Raw genomic sequence first — 19,439 nt, forward strand, 5'->3', positions numbered from 1 at the left:
ATCACTTCACTTCGTCGGTGGGACATTGTCGGAGAGCCCGTCGAAGTCGACCAGCCCGGTGTCCTCGAGGACCGTGATGTGGTCCAGCACCGTGGCGTTGGCGGACGTGGCGAGGGCTCGCACCATGGAGTTGCGGGTCTGTGCCCGGATCCCGGCCAGCAGGGAGAACACCTTTCCGTGCGCTCGTCGCAGCAGCTGGGTGAACAGTCGTTCGTATTCGTCTCCCTTGGCGCGGTTCATCTGGCCCAACCAGTCCTGCTGCTGTGCGGAGGGCTGGTTGGGCAGGTCGATGCCGAGGGCCTGGCCGACCTGGATGACCTGACGGTCCAGTTCGGTGTGGCCGTCCACGAGGTGATCGCCGGCCGTGCGGATCGCGGGGCGCGTCCCGCGCTGCTGGGCCTGCCGCCCGGCGGGCAGCTCCCACAGCCCGGCGAGTCGGACCTTGCGGACGAAGTCCCGGTCCGCGGGCGTCAGCGGACCGTACGCCGTGCTCACCGTGCCCAGGCCGTCGTCGTCGCCCGCAGCCGGAGCCGCGACAGCTGCCGAGGCTCGGCCGCCGAACTTGTCCACGGGGACCAGCAGGGCGATCAGGGTGAGCGCGAGCGCGGTGATGACGACGCCGCTCGCGATCGAGTACCGGGTGGCCATCGACCAGCCTCGGCTGCTTCTCCGCCGCAGTGACAGCAATGTGCCTCCTTGCTCCGTGGGGCCGGGAGGTGGCGGGGCAGGGAGTTTCCGCAAGCGTCGTGCGGTGCAACACCCGCATTCCCGGGGGTGTCACGGGACGGTAGTGCCCGGGGCGACGCGCCTACCGGAGGACATCACCATCGGATAAACACTCCGGCGAGTCCTGGAAAGGCTGATATCTTGCGCGCGCACCCCTGATGCGGGCCGACGCGGCTCGTGCCGGGTGCTGCTCCGCCCTGCGCGCCGTGCTCTGCCTGCTGTGTCCTGCGTGCGGTGGCCTGCGTGCGGTGGCCTGCGTGCGGTGTCCTGGGTCCCGCCCCGCGGGGTCCGCCCCGGGTGTCCCGTCCCGGGTGTCGCGCTTATGCGGGAGGCGGCTGCTCGGGAGACGGCTCTGCGTAGTACGCGGCGGTCGCCACCGCGCGCTCGTGCAGGGACGCGCGCAACCACCGCGGGGCGAGGGCTTCCGCGCTCGGGGCGAGCTGCCACAGCGCCCACTCGGCGTGCCGCGCGTCCTGGAAGGCGACTTCCAGCCGCAGCCCGCCGTCCGGGTCGGTCTCCTCGGCGAGGACGGTCAGCGCGCTGCCCACCAGATCCTCCCGACGCGCAGGGTCCACCCGTACCAGCACGGTGACCTGCTCGCCGCCGGTCCGGAACCGCCTGCTGCGTTCACGCCAGGCCTCGTCCAGATCGACCCGTTCCGGCCGCCGCGCCGGTTCGGTGAGCTCCTCTGCCGCGAGGACCCGGGACAGCCGGTAGGTACGGTCCGCGCCGGCCCGCACGGCCAGCAGGTAGCCCTGGCCGCGCACCGTGACCAGGCCGACCGGATCCACCGTGCGCCACTCGGGGGCCCGGTCCACGGCCGCGTAGCGGATGCGCAGCCGGTGTCCGGCGAACACCGCCCGCCGGATCTCGGTGACCACGGTGTCGGGCAGTTCCTCGGTGGGCGTCCGACGCGCGAGGACGTCCGTCTCCGGGTCGATGAGCAGGCGTCGCGCCGCGCCCGCCGCGGTGGCCCGCTGGCTCTCGGGCAGCGCGTCGACGACTTTGCGCATGGCCGAAGCGAGCGCCGAGCCGAGGCCGAACGCCTGCGCCCCGCGCCGCGATCCGGCGACGAGCAGGGCGAGCGCCTCGTCGTGGTTCAGCCCGGTGAGCTCGGTCCGGAAACCGGGCAGGAGGGTGAAACCGCCGTGCCGTCCGCGTTCGGCGTAGACCGGGACGCCGGCCGCGGACAGTGCGTCGATGTCGCGCAGCACGGTACGGGTGGACACCTCCAGTTCGCGGGCCAGCGTGGCCGCGGACAGCCGGCCGTGCTGCCGCAGCAGCAGTACCAGGGAGACCAGGCGATCGGCGCGCACCCGGAAACGCTAGCCGAATACACGACACAGGGTGTCGTGATGCGTTGCGAGGCTTCAGCACGAGACGGGCCGCCGGGCCGGCAGGCAGACGAGCCGACATGCCGACACGTCCGAGGGCCCCTTGCACACGAGAGGTGATCCGCATGGCACACGACATCGTCAATCCGGACGGTCTGCACGATCCGGTCCCGTTCGGCTACAGCCACACCGCCACCGTGCCCGGCGGTACGGAACTGGTGCTCATCGCCGGTCAGTACGGATCGGGCCCGGACGGCGCGGTGGTCTCGGCCGGGTTCACCGAGCAGGTGGAGCGGACGTTCCACAACATCGGCCTCGCCCTCGCCGCCCACGGGCTCGACCTCGGCCACGTCGTCGGGCTCAGGACGTACGTGGTGGACCACGACGTGACCAGGCTCGGGCCGATCGCCGCGGCCGTGCGGGAGCGCTGGGGCTCGAAGCCGCCCACGCAGACCCTCATCGGCGTCGCGGCCCTGGCCACTCCGGACGTGCTGTTCGAAGTCGAGGCCGTCGCCGCCAGGCCCTGACCCCGGGGGGTGCGGGCCGGCGGGACCGTCCCGGGCCCGGGGGCGCCGGCCCGCGACGGGCCCGCGCCCCCGGGACCGTCCCCGGATCAGGCGGGCGAAGCCGCGAGCACCGCCTCGCGCGTGCGCCGCCGGGCCCGCTCGCCCCGCGCGGCCGGGGCCTCCGGCTCCGGCGCGGCCGTGGGGGTGTCGGTCAGCAGCGCGACGAGGGAGGTCCGCGCCCGGGCCACGCGGGAGCGGACCGTGCCGATCGGGCATCCGACCGCCTCGGCCGCCTCCGCGTAGGGCAGGCCGAGCAACTGCGTGAGGACGAACGCCTCCCGCCGTTCGGCCGGGATCGCGGCCAGCAGTTCCGCCAGCGCGATGCCGTCCTCGAAGCCCGGTACGTCGTACGGCTGGGCCTGCTCGGCGGCCGTCTGCCAGTCGCAGCGGTCCGACACTCTCGGCCGGGCGGCGGCGTGGCGCAGGCTGTCCACGACGGTGCGCCGCGCTATGGACAGCAGCCAGGTACGCGCGGAGGAACGTCCCTCGAACCGGGGGAGGCTCGCGAGCGCCCGCAGGAACACGTCCTGGGTGAGGTCGTCGGCGGCCTGGGTGTCGGCGCTCAGATAGGCGACGTAGCGCCAGACGTCGCGGTGGAGGGCGCGCACGAAGCGGTCCGTCTTCGTGCGGTCGCCGTCGCGGGCGGCGAGCGCCAGCCGGGTCACCGCCGCATCGGAGGCCTCGGTGTGCCGGGCGGGACGCTCGCCGGTGGTACAGGACTGGGTGGTCGTCAGGGCAGGAGTCATCGCCAAAGGTCCTTATGTGCAAGGGGAGTCCGGCGCCGCGCGGAGGGCGGGACCGGTGAGGGGCACGGCCTGCCCGAGGGCACGGCCGAGGGCCCGAGGCGCGGCATCCACGTGACACACGCGGTGCACGGAGTGCGTCGGACGCATCAGGTGCACGTGAGGCATGTGAGGTGTGTGAGGTGCGCGAGGCGTGCGCAAAGCAGTCGCGTGCGCGGATGCGGCTCGGGTGACCAGCTGTCAGAGGACAGCGGTCGCCGTCGGCGGACCCCGGGTGGTGATGGCGTGGACGAGGAACAGCTGCCGCGGTGCGCGCGTCCGGCGCCGTCGGCGCACCCGCGGGCGCCGCCGGTGCGCCGGCGCGACCGGCCGGAGCAACAGGCGCAGCGGCGCCCGCAGTCGTGCGGCCACGGCGCGCACCACCCGGAAGAGGCCGCGCTCGCCGTGGGCGAGCCACAGTCCGCACAGCACGGCCGCCAGCAGGTGAGCGAGCACCATCCCGGCCGGTGACATCAACAGCACGGGCATGGCCGGGGCCTCGTGCCCGGCGCCCGCCATGTGCCCGGCGGCCGGGGCGGCCGCGGTGGCCGACGTCGCGTGCAGGGCGTGATGCGCGTGGACGGCCGCTACCGCTCGCGCCGTTCCGGCCGGCATCGCCGTCACGGCCGGTTCGGCAGACGGCTGCGCCAGGGACTGGGCCAGCGAGAACCCCGAGTGGAGCACCGTCTGTACGGCGACGGCGGTGACCGTGACGGCGAGGATCCCGCGCTCACGGCCGGCGAGGGACCAGGCCGTCCCCGCGGTGGCCACGAAGCCGAAGGACAACGCCCACCAGGGCACCGGAGCACCCGACATGAGCATGTGTCCGGTCGCCGCGAGCAGCACGCAGAGGGCTGCGAACATCGCAGCCCGTAGGGCGCGTAAACAGCGGACCGGCTCCATGGCGGGGCTCATCCTCGCACCGGCCTCCCGAGCCGCACACCGGGGTACGCACTTCCGGACAAGTTTCCGCGGCCCCACCATGTCACAGTCGGGCCGCCTGCCTCGTGTGGTGCAGGGCACAGCGGAACGCGGGAACCGGCCCGCCTTTCCATCCGACTGCTTACCCGGTCGATCGAGCGGTTCAACGTCCCGGGAGGGGGAACTTCGTGGCGTCGGAGGGAACGGCGACGGCATCGCCGGCGGAGAAGGACGGCGGTGCGGGCCGGCGGCTGACGGCGCTCCTCACCAGCGCCATGGCGTTCTCGATGCTGCAACTGTTCCTGCTCGGGGCGCTCGGTCCGCGACTCGTGACCGAACTGGACCTCTCACCGGCCCTGTTGGGGCTGACCACCACGATCGGGTTCGGGACGGCCGCCGCCCTGTCCCCGGCCGGGGGCCGGATCGTCGACCGGCTCGGCCCCCGGCGCTCGCTGGTCGCACTGCTCCTCCTCTCCGCCGCGGCACTCGCCCTGATCGGCGCCGCCCCCGGCGCCGGCCTGCTGCTGGCCGCCGTCGCACTGGGCGGCGTACCGCAGGCGCTCGCCAACCCGGCCACCAACAAGGCCGTGCTGCGGGCCGTTCCGCCCGCCCGGCGCGGCGCCGTCACGGGCCTCAAGCAGTCCGGCGTCCAGCTCGGCGCCTTCGCGGCCGGAGCGCCGCTGGCGGCCCTGGCGGGCGGTATCGGCTGGCGGGGCGCGGTGTGGGCGGGCGCCGCGGCGGCCCTGCTCACGGGCCTGTGGGCGCTGAGGGTCCTCCCGGCGGACCCTCCGGCTCCACCGGCCGGTCCCCGTACGGAACTCGTCTCGCGCGGGATGGTGGCCTGGCTGGCCGCCTTCTCGCTGTTCCTCGGCGCGGGCATCGCCTCCGTCAACACCTACCTCGCCCTCTTCGGCGCGCAGCGCCTCGGCATGGGACCGACGGCGGCGGGCGCCCTGGTCGCCGTACTGGGAGTGGCCGGGATCGCCGGCCGCGTGGGCTGGTCCAAGGCGGCCCGTCCGGGGTGTGCCGAATGGCTCCCCGGATGGCTCGCCTGCGGTGCGCTGGGCGCGGCCGCCCTGCTGGGAGCCGCCCTCGTGGCGGGCCCGCTGGTGTGGGTCGGCGCGGTCGCCGTCGGGGTGTTCGCCGTCTCCGGCAACGCCGTCTCGATGGTGCTGGTCCTCCAGCGGGCCGCCCCCGGCCGGGCCGGTCAGGACTCCGCGCTGGTCGCGGCCGGGTTCTTCGCCGGATTCGCCCTGGGGCCACCGCTGTTCGGCCTGCTCGCGCAGAGCGGGCGGTACGGGCGGGGGTGGCTGCTGGTGGCGGCGGAGTTCGCCGTGGCCGCCGCCTTCGCGTTCCTCTGGGCGGTACGCGACCGGCGGCGGGGCACGGAGCGGGCGGGGTGAGCGGGGCGACGGGCCGGGCGCTGGCCGCGGTGATGGCACGGGTGGCGGTCACCGCGGCCGAGGTCGGCCCCCGCTTCCCGCTGTACGCCGACCCCGCCGACGGGCGGTGGACCACGACCGGCCGCGGCTCGTGGACCGGAGGCTTCTGGGCCGGACTGCTCTGGCTCCGGGCGCGGTACACCGGAGCCGAGCACGACCGGCGGGCCGCCGCCGCGTGCACGGCCCGGCTCGCACCGTGGACCGCGGCCGACACCGCCACGCGCGGTCTCATCCTCTGGTACGGGACCGCTGCGGCCGGTGACGACGCCGCAGCCGCGGCGCTCCGGGCCCGGGCGGCCCGGACCTGCCTGTCGGCCTGGGACCCGGAGCTGGGGATCCTGCCCTGGGGCGACGCCCTGGGCGGCCCCCGCCTGCTCGCCCGCGTGGACGCCGTCCCCGGCACCGTGCCGCTCCTTGCGGGCGCCGGGCCCGGCGGGGCGGCAGCGGCGGCCGCCCATCTCCACCGGCACCTGGACCTCTGTCTCGACGGGTCCGGCGCCCCGTGGTTCCGGCCCGCCCTGATCCACGATGCGGCCACCGGCGGCTGGCGGCCCTGCGAGGACCCGCCGCCGGGCTGGAGCCGGGGCCGGGCCTGGCTGCTCCTGGCGGTCGCCGACGCCATGCTCCAACCGGACTTCGGCGCGGGGGAGTTCGCCCGCCTCTCCGAGGCGGCCACCCTGCTGATCACGCGGGGCCGGGTGCTGACCGGACGGCCGGTCCCGCCCGCCGACACCGCCTGCCCGGACGGTCCCCCCGACACCTCGGCCGCCGCGATCACGGCGGTGGCCCTGCTGAAACTGGCCCGGACGCCGGGCCCCCGCGCGGAGCAGTACGCGCTCCGCGCCGCGGAGGTCCTCAACCACCTGAGCCGCGATCAACTCACCCCCCGGGGAGGCACCCGCCCGCCCGGCATGCTGCTGGACGGCTGCTACGACGCGGCGAAGGGACTGGCGGTCCGCCACGAACTCGTCTGGGGCGACTTCTTCCTGGCCCTCGCCCTGACCGCCCTCCACGGCCACGTGGACATCACCCGTATCTAGGGGGTGGGCGCGGGCCCGGCCGGCTGGGATGAGGCGGTGGGGAGCTGACGGATCGGCAGGATCACGACTCGGCACCGGTTGCTCGGTGAGATGAGCCGGCTGCTCGACGAGCGGCTGCCTGCCGGCGGAGGCGACCGCGGCCTGACGGTCCATGCCCATGGGCGCCCTTCGCCGACCGAGAAGGCGGTCTCCATCGCCGACGCGAACTCCGAGATCATCGAAGTCGGCATCTCGCTGCGCAGCCTGGCGAGTCTGTTCGTCTCACGTCCCGAGCGGGATTTCACCGAACCGGTACGCCGGCTCCTGAGCCGGGGCGTGGACATCACCTACGTCGTGGCGGACCCCGAATCGGTCCTCTTCGGGGAGTACAGCCGGCGCATCGGTGACCCCCGCCTGCCCCAGCGGGCGTCGGACTCCGCCCGCCGGCTGACGGAGATCGCCCGGGCGTTCGAGTCCGAAGGGCACCCCAGAGCACTGACGGTGCGCTTCACCCGGCATCTGCCCACCGCCTACATCAGCACGTGGACCCCGGATCCGAGACGGGCCGCTGTCGCACTTCCCCCTACCTGTCGGGCGTACGGCGGTCCGACTCGCCCGTGCTCGACATTTCACGCAGCGCTCAGCCCGAGCTGTTCGAGCGCTACGCGACCTGTGTGCGGACCGCCCTGAGCGAGAGCGCGCCCGTGGACCTCACCTGGGCGACCCGTCCGGATGGCCCGACGCCCTACCCGTTCGAGCCGTAGGCGCGCAGCACGCGGCGGGCCACCGAGGTGATGTGGAGTTCGTCCGGGCCGTCGAGGATGCGGGCGGCACGGCCGGTGCGGAAGAGGGCCGGGAGCGGGGTGTCCGGGCCGAGACCGGCGGCGCCATGGACCTGGATCGCACAGTCCGCGACCTGCTGGAGCATGCGCGCCGCGGCGACCTTGGCGAGCCCGACCTCCGTACGGGCGTCCCGCCCGGCGGCGATGAGCGCCACCGCCTCCCGGACCAGGGGGCGGGTGGTGCGCAGCGCGAGCAGGGCGTCGAAGACGTGGCCCTGCACCAGTTGCTGGTCGGCGAGCGGTCCGCGCGAGCCGCCGTGGGTCGCCGCCCGCTCGCACATCAGGTCGAAGGCCCGCTGTGCCTGCCCGAGCCACCGCAGGCAGCGCAGCGTACGACCGAGCCCGAGCCGTTCGCCGGCGATGGCCAGGGCCTGGCCGGGCTCGCCGAGGAGGTGGTCGGCGGGCACCCGCACCCCGTCGAGGGAGATCTCGTACTGGCCCGGGGCGCCCAGCACGGGGAGTTCGCGCACCACGCGGAAGCCGGCCGAGCCGGTGGGTACGAGCAGCAGGGACAGCCCCTCGCGGTCACCGTCCGCCCCGGAGGTACGGGCCATGACGGTGACCAGGCCGGCACCCGCCGCGCCCGAGGTGAACCACTTGCGGCCGGTGACCAGCCAGCCGCCGTCGGGGTGCCGTTCGGCGCGGGTCGCGGTCCGGGACGGGTCGGTGCCGGGCACCCCCGGCTCGGTCATGGCGTAGCAGGTACGGATCTCCCCGGCGACCAGCCGCTTCAGGTACGCCTCGCGGACGCCGGGCCGCCCGTACCGCGCCAGCATCGTCACGTCGAGCAGCGGGGCCGACCCCAGCGCGGCGGGTCCGTGGTCACTGGCCCCCTCGGCCTCGGCCAGCTGGGCGTAGGTCTCGAAGGACAGTCCGCCGCCGCCGAGTTCGGCGGGGAGCGGCAGGGCCCAGAGCCCCTCGGCCCGCGCCTCGGCACGCAGTGCGGCCAGCACCTCGGCGGCCTCGGGACCGCCCCCGTCCAGCACGGACTCCCGGGGAAACACCCGCTCCCGGACGAACCGGTCGAGCCGATCCCGCAACGCCACCGCCTCCCGTACCGCGCCCTCGCCCCCGGCGGCCACGTTTCCGGCTTCGGCTTCCCTATCGGCCTTGTCCGTGCGGGGATCTTTCACTGCCGGCCTCCTTTTTCCCGGGAACTTCCGGGACTCGTGCGGACTTCCGGAAGGTTTCGGGAGCCCCCGCGAACTCGCGGGAACTCGCACGAACGGCCGACCGACTGTCTGTTCGTGGAACTGGTCGGGCGCGGACGCTCCCGGGTTCCCGCATTCCGCAAGACCCGGGCTGCGGCCACCGCCGCGCCAGGAGAGGAGAGGCATGGCGTCACCAGCCACCACGCAGACGGTCCGGCCGCTCGACACCCTGCGCTTCGACGCCTCGGGGCCGCCCCGGATCACGAGCGTCGTCACCGATCACCTGCGTCTGCTCGGCGCACGGACGGACGGCGCCGGTCACTGGGACGCGCCCGCCGTCGGCACCACGCTCACCGGCGGGGGCTTCGAACCGGCGCACGCGACCGCCACGTGGGCGGATCCCGCGAGCGGGCTCGTCGACGAGGCCACCGTGCAGGCCGCCACCGGCGTCATGGCCGTGCACGGACGGCGGGACGGCAGCCCCCGCGGACTGGCCGTCGACTACGCCGCCACCGCCACCGCCGTCCTCACGGTGCAGGGGCTCCTCGCGAACCTCGTGGGCCAGGCCCGGGGCGCGGCCGCCGGCCCGGTCACCACCAGCGCCGACCGGGCCGGACTCCTCGCCGTGTCCCAGTACCTCGCGGCCGCCGGCGCCGACGAGGGCGAGGCGGCCGAAATCGCTGCCGGTGGACCGCCGTTCACCTCCGCCGACGGGATCCTCTTCGAACTGGAGACGCTCGACCCGGGAGCCTGGGCCGCCTTCTGGAAGGCGCTGGAGGCACCCGCGGACGCGCTGCGGACCGGCTGGCGGCCCTTCCAGTTCCGCTACGCCACCGCCTGCGCCCCCCTTCCGGCCGCCCTCCACGCCACCGCGCGGTCCCACGGCTGGGACCGGATCCGCCGGGCCGCGGACCTCTCCGGTGCCGAAGTGTGCGCGCTGCGCCCCCTCGCCGAACGGGCCGCGGAACACGACGGCGCCGCCCCCTGGTCCCTGACCCCGTCGGCCTGCGGCGCCGATACCGCCGCCGACGGGCCGGCGCCGCTGCCGGGTCCCCGCCGCGAGCCCGGCGGGCGGGCGGTCTCCGCAGCGCCGGCCGCCGGACCCCTGGCCGGGCTGACCGTGCTGGAGGCCGGCCGCCGCATCCAGGCGCCGCTCGCCGCGCACCTGCTCGGGCTGCTCGGCGCCGACGTGATCCGCATCGAACCGCCGGGCGGCGACCCGCTGCGCGGCATGCCCCCCGCCTGTTCCGGGATCTCCGCCCGCTGGCTCGCCCTCAACCGCGGCAAGCGGGCCGTCGAGATCGACATCAAGGCGGAGGCGGACCGCGGGCGGCTGCGGGACATGGCGGCGCACGCCGACGTCTTCCTGCACAACTGGGCGCCCGGCAAGGCCGCCGCCCTCGGCCTCGACGCCGACGACCTCGCCCGCGTCAATCCCGCGCTCGTCCACGCGTACACCAGCGGCTGGGCCGGTCGCCTCGACGGCGCCCCCATGGGCACCGACTTCATGGTCCAGGCCCGCACCGGGGTCGGCGAGGCCGCCCGCCCCGAGGGCGAGAGCCCCGCGCCCTCGCTGATGACCCTCCTCGACGTCATGGGCGGACTCCTGGGCGCCGAGGCCGTCCTCGCCGGGCTGCTGCTGCGCGAACGCACCGGCCGCGGCGTAACGGTCGACTCCTCGCTGCTGGGCGCGGCCGACACGCTGACCGGCCCCGCCCTGCGCCGGGCGGCCCGCGGGGAGAACCCCCGGCGGCCGGCCGGATTCCGCCGCCCGCTGGCCACCGCCGACGGCTGGATCGCACCCGCCGACGACGACGCCCGCGCCGCCGCCGGCCACGACCTGCGCGGCCTGCCCACGGCAGAGGCCCTGGCCCGGCTGCGCGAGCACGGCCTGACGGCGACCGCCGTCACCACCGACCTTTCCGACCTGCACCACGATCCGCGATTCGCCGGCTCGATCAGCCGCGACGCGCACGGCGCCCCCGCAGTCCCCGACCCCTGGAGCTTCGCATGACCGCCGACAGGCTCGTACTGCGTGACCTGCTGCCCGCCGAACTCCGCCGCGCCTGGGTGGTCGACGGCACCTGCCCCGACCTCGACCTCTACAGCCTCTTCCGCGCACGCCAGATCGCCGACCTGCACCGCACCGCCGTCATCGACGCCAAGGGCACGCTGTGCTACACCGCCCTCGACCGCAAGGTGCGCTGTCTGGCCACCGGCCTGCGAGACCTCGGGATCGGCCCGGGCGACGTCGTCGGCGTCCAACTGCCCGACGGCCGGGCATCCGTCATCGCCGACCTGGCGCTGGCCGCCCTCGGCGCGGTCTCGCTGCCCTTCCCCGTGGGCCGGGGCGTCCTGGAGGCCGAGTCCCTGCTGCGCCGCGCCGAGGCCGTCGCCGTCATCGCCGCGACCGAACACCGGGCGTTCCGGCACGCGGCCGACCTGCACACGCTCTCCCGGTCCCTCCCGCGCCTGCGCCACGTCATCTCCGCGGGGCGGCCGGGCACCCTCCCCGACGGAACGATTCCGCTGGCGGAGCTGCTGCGCAGCGACCCCGGCGGGTTCGTCCCCGCCCGGCCCGATCCCGACAGCGCCGCCCGCATCCTCGTCTCCTCCGGCTCCGAGGCCGAGCCCAAGATGATCGCGTACTCGCACAACGCGCTCGCCGGCGGACGAGGCAACTTCCTGGCCTCGCTCATCCCCGACGGGACCCCGCCGCGCTGTCTCTTCCTCGTCCCGCTGGCCTCCGCCTTCGGGTCCAACGGCACCGCGGTCACCCTCGCCCGGCACGGCGGCACCCTGGTCCTGCTCGACCACTTCACCGCGGACGCCGCGCTGGCCGCGGTGCGCGAGCACCGGCCGACGCACGTCCTCGGCGTGCCCACCATGGTCCGCATGATGCTCGAACGCCTCGACGGCACCGGCGGGGAACTGCCCCCGCCCACCGCCCTCGTCCTCGGCGGGGCGCCGCTCGACGAGACCACGGCGGCCGCCGCGGCACAGGCCTTCGGCTGCGCCGTCGTCAACCTCTACGGCTCCGCCGACGGCGTCAACTGTCATACCGGACTCGGCAGTACGGTGCCGCCCACCGACGGCTCCGGTGTCGTCGCCGGGCACCCCGACCCCCGGGTCGCCGAGATCCGCATCGCCGACCCCGAGACGCACGAGCAGCTCCCCGACGGCGCCGTCGGGGAGATCATCTCGCGCGGCCCGATGACCCCGCTGTGCTACGTCGGCGCGCCCGAGCTGGACGCCCGCTACCGTACGCCCGACGGCTGGGTCCGCACCGGTGACCTCGGCTACCTCGACGCCGAGAGCGTCCTGCACGTCGTCGGCCGCCTCAAGGACATCGTCATCCGGGGCGGCGCCAACATCAGCCCGGCCGAAGTGGAGCGCGAGCTCACCGCGCACCCCCAGGTGCGGGACGTGGCCTGCGTCGGCGTCCCCGACCCGCTGATGGGGGAGCGGCTCGCGGCCTGCGTCGTGGCCCGGGGGGCACAGGCCCCCACCCTCGCCTCCCTCGGTGAACACCTGACGGGGCGCGGCCTGGAGCGGTGCAAGCATCCCGAGCGGCTGCTCGTCGTCGCGGAACTGCCCCTGACCGCCGCCGGCAAGCCCGACCGCGCTGCCCTCCGCAGGCGGCTGACCGAGAGCAGCGCTCTCGTATAGGACGGGCGCTGTCCGACCCGGGCGGCATCATCGGGTCATGGACGACGCAGAACGGGCGCGCGAGCCGGAGCAAGCGCAGGCCCAGACGCAGCGGCCGGCACAGGGACGGGCGTAGCCGGCGCCGTCCTCGGTACGGACCGCGGCCAGCCCGTGGCGGAACCTCCGCACCCGTGAAGCGGGCGGAGTGCCGGGAGGTGTCCGCGTACCCGGACAGGCCCCCCGGCGGAACCGGGAGAGCCCGGCGCCGTCGGTGAGGGGCCGGGCGGAGCGTCCCGCCGGCCCCTCACCACCGCCGTGGCACCGGGGTTCAGGAGGAACCCATGGCCTTCTTCAGTTCCGCCGCCGCGTTGCGGTAGACCGACAGCAGATCGAGGTCGTCCCCCGGGTAGTTGACGATCTTGACCTGCTTGGCGCCCGAGTCCGGCAGGACCGCTCCGGTGGACATGTGGGCGTTGTCCAGCACCAGCGCCGGCTTCTTCGCGGCGAGCTCGGCGAGCTGCGCCGGGGTCACCGCCTCCGGCCCGTACGTCCCCACCGTGGTGGCGCCCGCGAGCTTCGCCGACCAGGCGGTGAAGACCTGGGTCACGACGGACGGACTGCGGCCGCCCGGCCAGCCGGCCTGGAGCTCCTTGTTCAGCTTCGTGTACTCGGCGTCGAAGCCGGTCTTCCACTGCGCGGCGGCGTCCGCCGTGCCGAACAGCCCTGCCAGGCGGCCGACTTCGGCGGACACCTTGTCGGGGTCGTTGTCCAGCTCCACCTCGACGAGCTTCGCCCCGGACCCCGCGGCCTCCTTGATCTTCGCGGCGTACGGCTCGAAGGGCGCGTACAGCACGAAGTCGGCCTTGGCCACGGCGGCGAGGTCCGAGGGCTTGGGGTCGTAGTCGGGGGCGTGGTGGACGGACTGCGGCACGATGACCTCGATGTCCTCCGCGCCGGCAGCCTTCGCGAGGGCGCCCTCCCAGGTGGTCGTGACCACCACGGACGGCTTGCCGGTGCGCGGCTGCCCCTTGTCCTCGCCGGAGGCGGACGAGGGGTCGTTCCCGCAGCCGGCGGTCAGGAAGAGGGCCGCGCTCAGTGCGAGGACGGCAGGGATACGGACGCGGGTGCGCGCCATGAGCTGATTCTCCGTTCGGGTATGAAGTGCACCGCGAGGACCAGCGCCCCCGCGGTCAGGACGAGGACCGGGCCGGGCGGCCAGTCCAGCCACAGGGCCAGGAGGAAGCCCGTCAGGTTCACCGTGACGCCGATGCCGACCGCCCACAGCGTGATCGACTGCAGGGAGCTGCCCAGGCGGCGCGCGGCGAGTGCGGGCAGCAGGGTCAGCGCGTCGACGAGCAGCGCGCCGGTCAGTTTGATGGCCCCGGCGACCGCGACGGCGACCAGGACCAGGAGCGCGGCCGTCAGCGCCCGCACCGGGACGCCGGAGCACAGGGCGAGCTCCCGGTCGTACAGGAGCAGGCCGATCTCGCGGCGCCGCCACCAGAACAGGCCGGGCACGGCGACGGCGAGGACGCCGAGGACGACGAGGTCGGGCGTGCCGACGGACAGGATCGACCCCCACAGCAGGGCGAAGGCGCCGGAGGCGTTGACCCCGGACACGGCCAGCACCAGCAGGGCCGCCGCGATGGCCAGGCTCATCAGCAGCCCCATCGCCCCCGAGAGGCCGTCGGGCGTGCGGGCGAGCGGAGCCACGCCCGCGCCGGCCAGGGCACAGGCGACCAGCGCGCACACCATCGGGTCGAGCCCCGTGAGCAGGCCCACGGCGATGCCCAGCAGGGCCACGTGCATCATCGCGAACCGGACCGGCATGATGTCGAGCCCGACGATGACGACACCGATGACCGGCAGTCCGACGGCGGCCAGCAGCAGTGCCGCTCCGGCCCGTTGCACCGGCAGCAGCTGCAGGAGTTCACCGAGGTCCGCGGTGGCCGGGGTCGTCACCGGACCTCCCGCAGCCTGCCCGCGGCCATCTCCAGTACGCGGTCGCAGCGGTCCGCCAGGGCCCGGTCGTGCGTCACCACGATCAGGGTCACCGGCAGGGAGGTGAGCACGTCGGCCGCCTCCGCCTGTCCGTCGAAGTCGAGGGCGGCCGTCGGTTCGTCCGCCAGGAGCAGTTCGGCCCCCGCGGCCACGCAGCCGATCGCCCGGGCCAGGTACATGCGCTGCAACTGGCCGCCGGAGAGGGTGTGCAGGGGCCTGCCGGTCAGCGCGCCCACCCCGAGCCGGTCCGCGGCCTCGGCCGCTTCCGCCGGGGCGTTGCTGCCGGCCAGGAGTTCGGTGCCGAGCAGAGGGAAGCGTCCGGCGGCCGGCTTCTGCGGGATCCAGGCACACGCCCGGCGCCGCCACGCCCACTCGGCGGGGGAGCGGCCCTCCCGGCCACCGACCAGGATCGAGCCCGCCGTCCGGGGGTGCAGACCGAGGACGGCGCGCAGCAGGGTGGATTTGCCCGAGCCGTTGGTTCCGGTCAGCGCCACGCGCTCGCCGGCGGCGATCTCCAGGTCCACGTCGGCCACGGCCTCCACCCGGCCGTGCCGGCAGACGACCCCCCGCATGCGCACGTCCAGTCCGCCCATCACACGCCCCTCGATCGTCATCGGCCGCGCGGGACGGCTCGGCTGCGCCTCCCACGAGCCAGTAGTCGGACGCGGTGCGTCCGGGGTTCCCGCCGGTCCCCGACCGATCGCGCCGGCCGCGGCGCGCGGGGGAGCCGGGGCGTCCCGGCGCGGGCCGCCGGTGTTTCGGGGGATGACCCCATTGGGTCTGCCGCCCGCGCGCCGGTTCGATCACGGCATGTGCTTTCGGTACGTTTCCTCCCGGTTTTCCGACGGAAGGTGGACACGATGGGCAGCCCTCAGCAGGTGGCGCACGTACGCAGGAACGTGTGGACCCTCCCGCCCGGCGACCTGACACTCACCCACTACGCGGCGGCCGTAGCCGAGATGAAGAAGCGGGAACCCGACGATCCCACCGGCTGGACCTACCAGGCGGCCATCCACGGGACGAGCGCGACGCCGTCCATGCCGCTGTGGAACGGCTGCAAGCACGGCTCCTGGTACTTCCTCGCCTGGCACCGCATGTACCTGTGGTACTTCGAGCGGATCGTCCGCGCCACGGTCGTGCAGCTGGGCGGCCCGGCCGACTGGGCCCTGCCGTTCTGGGACTACGACGCCGACCGGGAACAGGCCCGGATCCCCCCGGCCTTCCGCGACGAGGAGGGCGGATCCAACCCGCTGTTCGCCGACCGGGCGAACCTCGTCAACGAGGGCGAACCCCTGCCCGCCGAGATCACCTCCCCGGCCTACGCGATGGGGCGCACCCTGTTCGTCGGCGAGACCGAGTTCGGCGGGGGCATCACGCCGAACGGCAGCACCTTCTGGAACCGCAAGGGTGCCCTGGAGGACACGCCCCACAACGTCGTGCACAGCTACATCGGCCGCTCGATGGGCAGGACGACCACGGCGGCGCTCGATCCGATCTTCTGGCTCCACCACGCCAACATCGACCGCCTGTGGTTCGTATGGGCGAGCCGGGCGGGGCACGACAACCCGGACGACCCGCGCTGGATCAGCCAGGAGTACACGTTCTTCGACGCGGACGGGAGCCGGCAGAGCCTCGCGGCGTCCGACGTCCTCGACATCTCCGGTGGGCTGGGCTACACGTACGAGGAGCCCCTGCTGATCTCCCCTCCGGTTCCGCTGCCCCCGTCCGCGAGGAGGCCCCGCGTGCCCGAGACGACGAGCGGTCCGAGTACCCCGGGGCCGACCCCGCCCGGGCGGCGTGAGATGGCGGGCTCCTCCGAGCAGCCCGTGCGCCTCGTCGGCCGCGCGGCGAGCGTCGCCGTGCCGATCGACCGGCGGACCACACTGCCCCTGGGGGAGGCGCTCGGCGTCGCCGAACCCGAGAGCGACCGGCACGTCTACCTCAACGTCGAGGACATCGAGGGCGAGACGAACCCCGACACGGTCTACGGCATCTACGTCAACCTCCCCGAGGGGGCTTCCCGGGAGCAGGCGGAGGGCCACCGGGTCGGGAACCTGTCCTTCTTCGGCATCGAGCGGGCCCAGGACCCCCGGGGCGACGAGCACCCCCACGGCCTGCGGGTGAGCGTCGAGATCACCCCGCTCGTGCGCCGGCTCCAGGCGGACGACGCCTGGGACGAAGCCGGGCTGCGCGTGACGTTCCTCCCCCTCGGACCGGCGGCCGCGGAGGGCATGGAGGGGGTGGCGGACGAGGACCCGCCGGTCGAGATCGGGCGCGTCAGCCTCAGCTACGCCTGATGGTCCTGGAGGGCGCGGGGCGGGCGCGGACGGTGCCCGCCCGGCGGTGGCCGCTGCTGCGCGTCACCCTCTGGTACGAGCTGGCGGCCGTCGCCGCCTGGATCGCCGTGATCGCGCTGACCGCGGCCGGGGCGGTGCACGGCCTCCACCCGGCGGCCCCGGCCGCCGCCCCCGCCGACGAGACGGCCCATCACCACGTGACCCCGGCGCACCCGCCCCACGGCGCACCCGCCCCCGGCACCGTCGGCTTCGGGAGCCTCGCGATGTGGATGCTGATGTGCGTCGCGATGATGCTGCCCGCAGCGCTCCCGGCCCTGGCCCACGTGGGCGAGAACAGCCTGCGCCGGTGCCGGCAGCGCGCGATGGCCGGCTTCGCCGCCGTCTACCTCACGGTGTGGACCGGCTACGGCGCACTGCTCCTCGTGACGGCCCCGCTGTGGTCCCGTCCGCCCGGCCACGCCGTGGCGGCCGGCGCTCTCGCGCTCGCCGCCGCCTGGCAGCTGACGGTCCACAAGCGGCGCGCCCTGCGTGACTGCCACCGCTCCTCCCCGCTGCCGCTGAGCGGCCCGCGCGCCGCGGTGGGCACCGTCCGCTTCGGGCTGCGCCACGGCGGCGCCTGCCTGCGGTCGTGCTGGGCGCTGATGGCGGTGATGGCCGCGGCCGGCGGGGGCGGCGCCATGCTCGCCTGGATGGCGCTGCTCACCGGGATCGTCATGGCGGAACGGTTCGCAGCCGGGCCGGGGCGCGCCACGCGGCTCGCCGCCGGCGTCCTCGCGGCGGCGGTGCTGGCGGTCGCCCTCACCCCGGCTGCGGCCTGAGGAGGCTCAGGCCGGCAGGTCCTGGAGGTTCAGCTGCCAGGACACGCCGAAGCGGTCGTTCAGCCAGCCGAAGCGGGCGCTGAAACCGTACGAGCCCACGGGCATCAGCTCTTTGCCCTGCTCGGCCAGGGCCGCGTAGAGGCGGTCGAGCTCTTCCGGGGAGGCGCACTCCACGAAGAGCGAGACCGCCGGGGTGAAGCCGAACTCGTGCGTGACGTAGCTGTCGATGCACATGAACCGCTGTCCGGCGAGCGAGAACGTGGCGCGGAGCACCGTCCCCTCCCTGCCGGGGCCGTCGGCGCCGTAACGGGTGATGTCGATGACCTCGGAGTCCTCGAACAGGGAGGTGTAGAAGGTCAGCGCCTCCTCCGCCCTGCCCTCGAACATCAGGAACGTGGTGATCTTCTGCGGTGCCGAGGCCATCGAACGTCCTCCGGGTGACGGGGCGGGAGCTTCGGGGTCGAGGCTGGGACACGGCACCGACGATGCGGCGAAGGCGGCGGCCTACACCGGGTGCCCGTCGGCGTCCGTGTGGTCCTTCTGGGTGGAGAACTTGTTCAGGAACACGTCGTACTTGCCGTCGGGGCGGCGGGTCAGGGTGGCCCCGTCCTGCCAGATGCCGTTCTCGGGCCACCACTGGCTGCCGAAAGGGTCGCCCTGGTTCTGGTGGATGTTGTGCACGCCGAGGCCCGCGTCGAAGGGTTCGCCGAAGACCAGGACCGGCCGTCCGACGACGAGCATCGGCTCGAAGGCGAGCGCGGCGTCGAGATTGGTCCCCGACTTCCACGGCCGGGAGGTCCTCAGCAGCCGGTCGAGCAGCTCCCGGAGCCGGTCGGGCAGCCACGAGGGCCAGACCGGGCCGCCCTGCAGCGCCGGATGCCGGATGTAGTCGAGCGCGCCGGACCCGGCCGCGCTCTCGAGTTCGTGGAACCCCGGCGCCAGTGCGGCCACCGGACCGAGTGCGGCGGCGTCCACCGTGAACACCTTCCACTGCACGCCGGTCGCCGAGTCGTGACTGTCCACGTCGACGGCGCACTTGTAGCGTCCGTCCGGCGCGTCGACCCGGAGGTTGACGTGGAACCACGCGCCTTCCGTGTCGGGGGTGTCCCGGAAGTGCTGGTGCAGGGTCCCGGACAGGACCCCGTAGCGGGCGAAGGGCATGGTCCCCAGTGAAGCACCGGGCCGGCCGCGGCGGGCCTCGCGACGCGCGACGCGGCAGGGGCCGGCCAGGAGGGTGGTTCCGGTTGGCGGATGAGAGGGGCCCGGAGCGAACCCGGACGAACGGTCCTGCGGTCGATCACTGCTCTCAGACGCCCGGGGCGGCCGGCGCGCCGAACCACACGTGGGTGACCGCGCTGACGTGGAGGAAGCGCGACCGGTCCTTGCGGCGGTCCGCGCCGAAGGCCGGTCCGGCCCCGCGACCACGTCGCGCAGCAGCGCGCCCCGAAGACTGCTGCCGGGAGCCGGAGGGGGCCGCCTCCGAGCAGCCCGCGCCCTCGAAGTGGTAGTGGCGCAGAGCCGGTCGGTCCTGACGATCCCCCTCGTGTCGGCGGTCATCCCACGGGGAACGGGCCGCCGCCCGGCTCCGGGACGGTCAGGACGACCGTACGGCCGTCCGGGTCGGTCAGGGTGTGCCGGCCGGGCGGTCGTCCTCCCGCGCCGTGCGGCGGCACCGTCAGGCCGACGCGCAGGTAGCCGGTCTCGGGACGGCGCGTCGCCGGGTACAGCTCCAGGACCCCGCCGTCGGCGAAGGCCGCGGCGTAGTGGTCGGGTCCGTTGCCGTGCTTCTCCGGTACGAGGTCGAGGCCGAGGCCGGCGTAGAAGTCGCGGCACGCCTCCAGCCGTGCCGTGTGGATCACGAGCAGGTCGATGGACGTGCGCATCGTTCCCTT

Annotated in this window: 19 protein-coding genes; 8 read left to right on the forward strand and 11 right to left on the reverse strand. The window is 74.7% G+C overall.

Annotated features, from left to right (window positions below; translation table 11 throughout):
• Positions 1-6 precede the first annotated feature (6 nt).
• Both IH80_RS0102515 and IH80_RS0102520 read right to left on the reverse strand, forming a co-directional pair.
• Complete coding sequence (locus tag IH80_RS0102515) at positions 7-648, reverse strand: DUF4142 domain-containing protein (RefSeq protein ID WP_051808690.1); 642 nt, start codon at positions 646-648, stop codon at positions 7-9.
• A 398-nt stretch (positions 649-1,046) separates the two neighbouring features.
• Positions 1,047-2,042 (reverse strand): helix-turn-helix transcriptional regulator, encoded by a 996-nt coding sequence (locus IH80_RS0102520; protein WP_030957281.1) that lies wholly within the window; start codon positions 2,040-2,042, stop codon positions 1,047-1,049.
• A 143-nt stretch (positions 2,043-2,185) separates the two neighbouring features.
• Here IH80_RS0102520 and IH80_RS0102525 point away from each other — a divergent pair, with 143 nt between their 5' ends.
• Positions 2,186-2,587, forward strand: coding sequence for a RidA family protein (locus tag IH80_RS0102525; RefSeq protein WP_030957283.1), 402 nt, complete (start codon positions 2,186-2,188; stop codon positions 2,585-2,587).
• An 86-nt stretch (positions 2,588-2,673) separates the two neighbouring features.
• Here the strand turns inward: IH80_RS0102525 and IH80_RS0102530 are convergent, their stop codons facing one another.
• Together IH80_RS0102530 and IH80_RS0102535 are read right to left on the reverse strand one after the other, a co-directional pair.
• On the reverse strand, positions 2,674-3,372 hold the full coding sequence (locus tag IH80_RS0102530) for a sigma-70 family RNA polymerase sigma factor (protein ID WP_051808692.1): 699 nt from the start codon (positions 3,370-3,372) through the stop codon (positions 2,674-2,676).
• Between the two features lie 237 nt (positions 3,373-3,609).
• Positions 3,610-4,272, reverse strand: a complete 663-nt coding sequence (locus tag IH80_RS0102535; RefSeq protein WP_030957285.1) for a hypothetical protein — start codon at positions 4,270-4,272, stop codon at positions 3,610-3,612.
• Between the two features lie 245 nt (positions 4,273-4,517).
• Between IH80_RS0102535 and IH80_RS0102540 the strand changes: the two genes are divergently transcribed.
• From IH80_RS0102540 to IH80_RS0102550, 3 genes are all read left to right on the forward strand, one after another.
• Entirely contained in the window at positions 4,518-5,732 is a 1,215-nt protein-coding gene (locus IH80_RS0102540; RefSeq protein ID WP_030957287.1) for an MFS transporter, read from the forward strand.
• Complete coding sequence (locus IH80_RS0102545; protein ID WP_324609382.1) at positions 5,729-6,811, forward strand: sugar ABC transporter permease; 1,083 nt, start codon at positions 5,729-5,731, stop codon at positions 6,809-6,811. The genes IH80_RS0102540 and IH80_RS0102545 overlap by 4 nt, the downstream gene beginning before the upstream one ends.
• Before the next feature lie 90 nt (positions 6,812-6,901).
• Positions 6,902-7,480, forward strand: coding sequence for a hypothetical protein (locus tag IH80_RS0102550; protein WP_158943257.1), 579 nt, complete (start codon positions 6,902-6,904; stop codon positions 7,478-7,480).
• 55 nt (positions 7,481-7,535) lie between these two features.
• On the opposite strand, the gene IH80_RS0102555 is transcribed toward IH80_RS0102550, so the two are convergent.
• Positions 7,536-8,678 (reverse strand): acyl-CoA dehydrogenase family protein, encoded by a 1,143-nt coding sequence (locus IH80_RS0102555; RefSeq protein WP_051808722.1) that lies wholly within the window; start codon positions 8,676-8,678, stop codon positions 7,536-7,538.
• 289 nt (positions 8,679-8,967) lie between these two features.
• Here IH80_RS0102555 and IH80_RS0102560 point away from each other — a divergent pair, with 289 nt between their 5' ends.
• Both IH80_RS0102560 and IH80_RS0102565 read left to right on the forward strand, forming a co-directional pair.
• Complete coding sequence (locus tag IH80_RS0102560) at positions 8,968-10,797, forward strand: CoA transferase (RefSeq protein WP_030957294.1); 1,830 nt, start codon at positions 8,968-8,970, stop codon at positions 10,795-10,797.
• A complete protein-coding gene (locus IH80_RS0102565; protein WP_030957295.1) occupies positions 10,794-12,452 on the forward strand; it encodes an AMP-binding protein in 1,659 nt (552 codons plus the stop codon). Before IH80_RS0102560 ends, IH80_RS0102565 begins: the two co-directional genes overlap by 4 nt.
• 307 nt (positions 12,453-12,759) lie before the next feature.
• Here IH80_RS0102565 and IH80_RS0102570 read toward each other — a convergent pair whose 3' ends face one another.
• Genes IH80_RS0102570 through IH80_RS0102580 form a run of 3 tightly spaced genes read right to left on the reverse strand, consistent with a single transcriptional unit; the run spans position 12,760 to position 15,025 of the window.
• On the reverse strand, positions 12,760-13,566 hold the full coding sequence (locus IH80_RS0102570) for a metal ABC transporter solute-binding protein, Zn/Mn family (RefSeq protein WP_030957297.1): 807 nt from the start codon (positions 13,564-13,566) through the stop codon (positions 12,760-12,762).
• Positions 13,524-14,393 carry a metal ABC transporter permease gene (locus IH80_RS0102575; RefSeq protein ID WP_030957299.1) on the reverse strand — a complete coding sequence of 290 codons (870 nt, stop codon included), beginning with the start codon at positions 14,391-14,393 and terminating at the stop codon, positions 13,524-13,526. The genes IH80_RS0102570 and IH80_RS0102575 overlap by 43 nt, the downstream gene beginning before the upstream one ends.
• On the reverse strand, positions 14,390-15,025 hold the full coding sequence (locus tag IH80_RS0102580) for a metal ABC transporter ATP-binding protein (RefSeq protein ID WP_030957300.1): 636 nt from the start codon (positions 15,023-15,025) through the stop codon (positions 14,390-14,392). The genes IH80_RS0102575 and IH80_RS0102580 overlap by 4 nt, the downstream gene beginning before the upstream one ends.
• 267 nt (positions 15,026-15,292) lie before the next feature.
• On the opposite strand from IH80_RS0102580, the gene IH80_RS0102585 reads away from it, so the two are divergent.
• Both IH80_RS0102585 and IH80_RS0102590 read left to right on the forward strand, forming a co-directional pair.
• Entirely contained in the window at positions 15,293-16,729 is a 1,437-nt protein-coding gene (locus tag IH80_RS0102585; protein ID WP_030957301.1) for a tyrosinase family protein, read from the forward strand.
• Positions 16,729-17,547: a DUF2182 domain-containing protein gene (locus tag IH80_RS0102590; RefSeq protein ID WP_051808694.1), complete on the forward strand. Its 819-nt coding sequence runs from the start codon at positions 16,729-16,731 to the stop codon at positions 17,545-17,547. Before IH80_RS0102585 ends, IH80_RS0102590 begins: the two co-directional genes overlap by 1 nt.
• Before the next feature lie 6 nt (positions 17,548-17,553).
• Here IH80_RS0102590 and IH80_RS0102595 read toward each other — a convergent pair whose 3' ends face one another.
• The 3 genes from IH80_RS0102595 to IH80_RS0102605 all read right to left on the reverse strand — a co-directional run bounded on the left by IH80_RS0102595 (position 17,554) and on the right by IH80_RS0102605 (position 19,430).
• Positions 17,554-17,970 carry a VOC family protein gene (locus IH80_RS0102595; protein ID WP_030957304.1) on the reverse strand — a complete coding sequence of 139 codons (417 nt, stop codon included), beginning with the start codon at positions 17,968-17,970 and terminating at the stop codon, positions 17,554-17,556.
• A gap of 81 nt (positions 17,971-18,051) precedes the next feature.
• Positions 18,052-18,708 carry a DUF2278 family protein gene (locus IH80_RS0102600; protein ID WP_030957306.1) on the reverse strand — a complete coding sequence of 219 codons (657 nt, stop codon included), beginning with the start codon at positions 18,706-18,708 and terminating at the stop codon, positions 18,052-18,054.
• Between the two features lie 392 nt (positions 18,709-19,100).
• A complete protein-coding gene (locus tag IH80_RS0102605) occupies positions 19,101-19,430 on the reverse strand; it encodes a hypothetical protein (RefSeq protein WP_030957308.1) in 330 nt (109 codons plus the stop codon).
• Positions 19,431-19,439 lie beyond the last annotated feature (9 nt).

It is taken from the genome of Streptomyces sp. NRRL S-378, assembly GCF_000720645.1.
GTDB lineage: Bacteria > Actinomycetota > Actinomycetes > Streptomycetales > Streptomycetaceae > Streptomyces.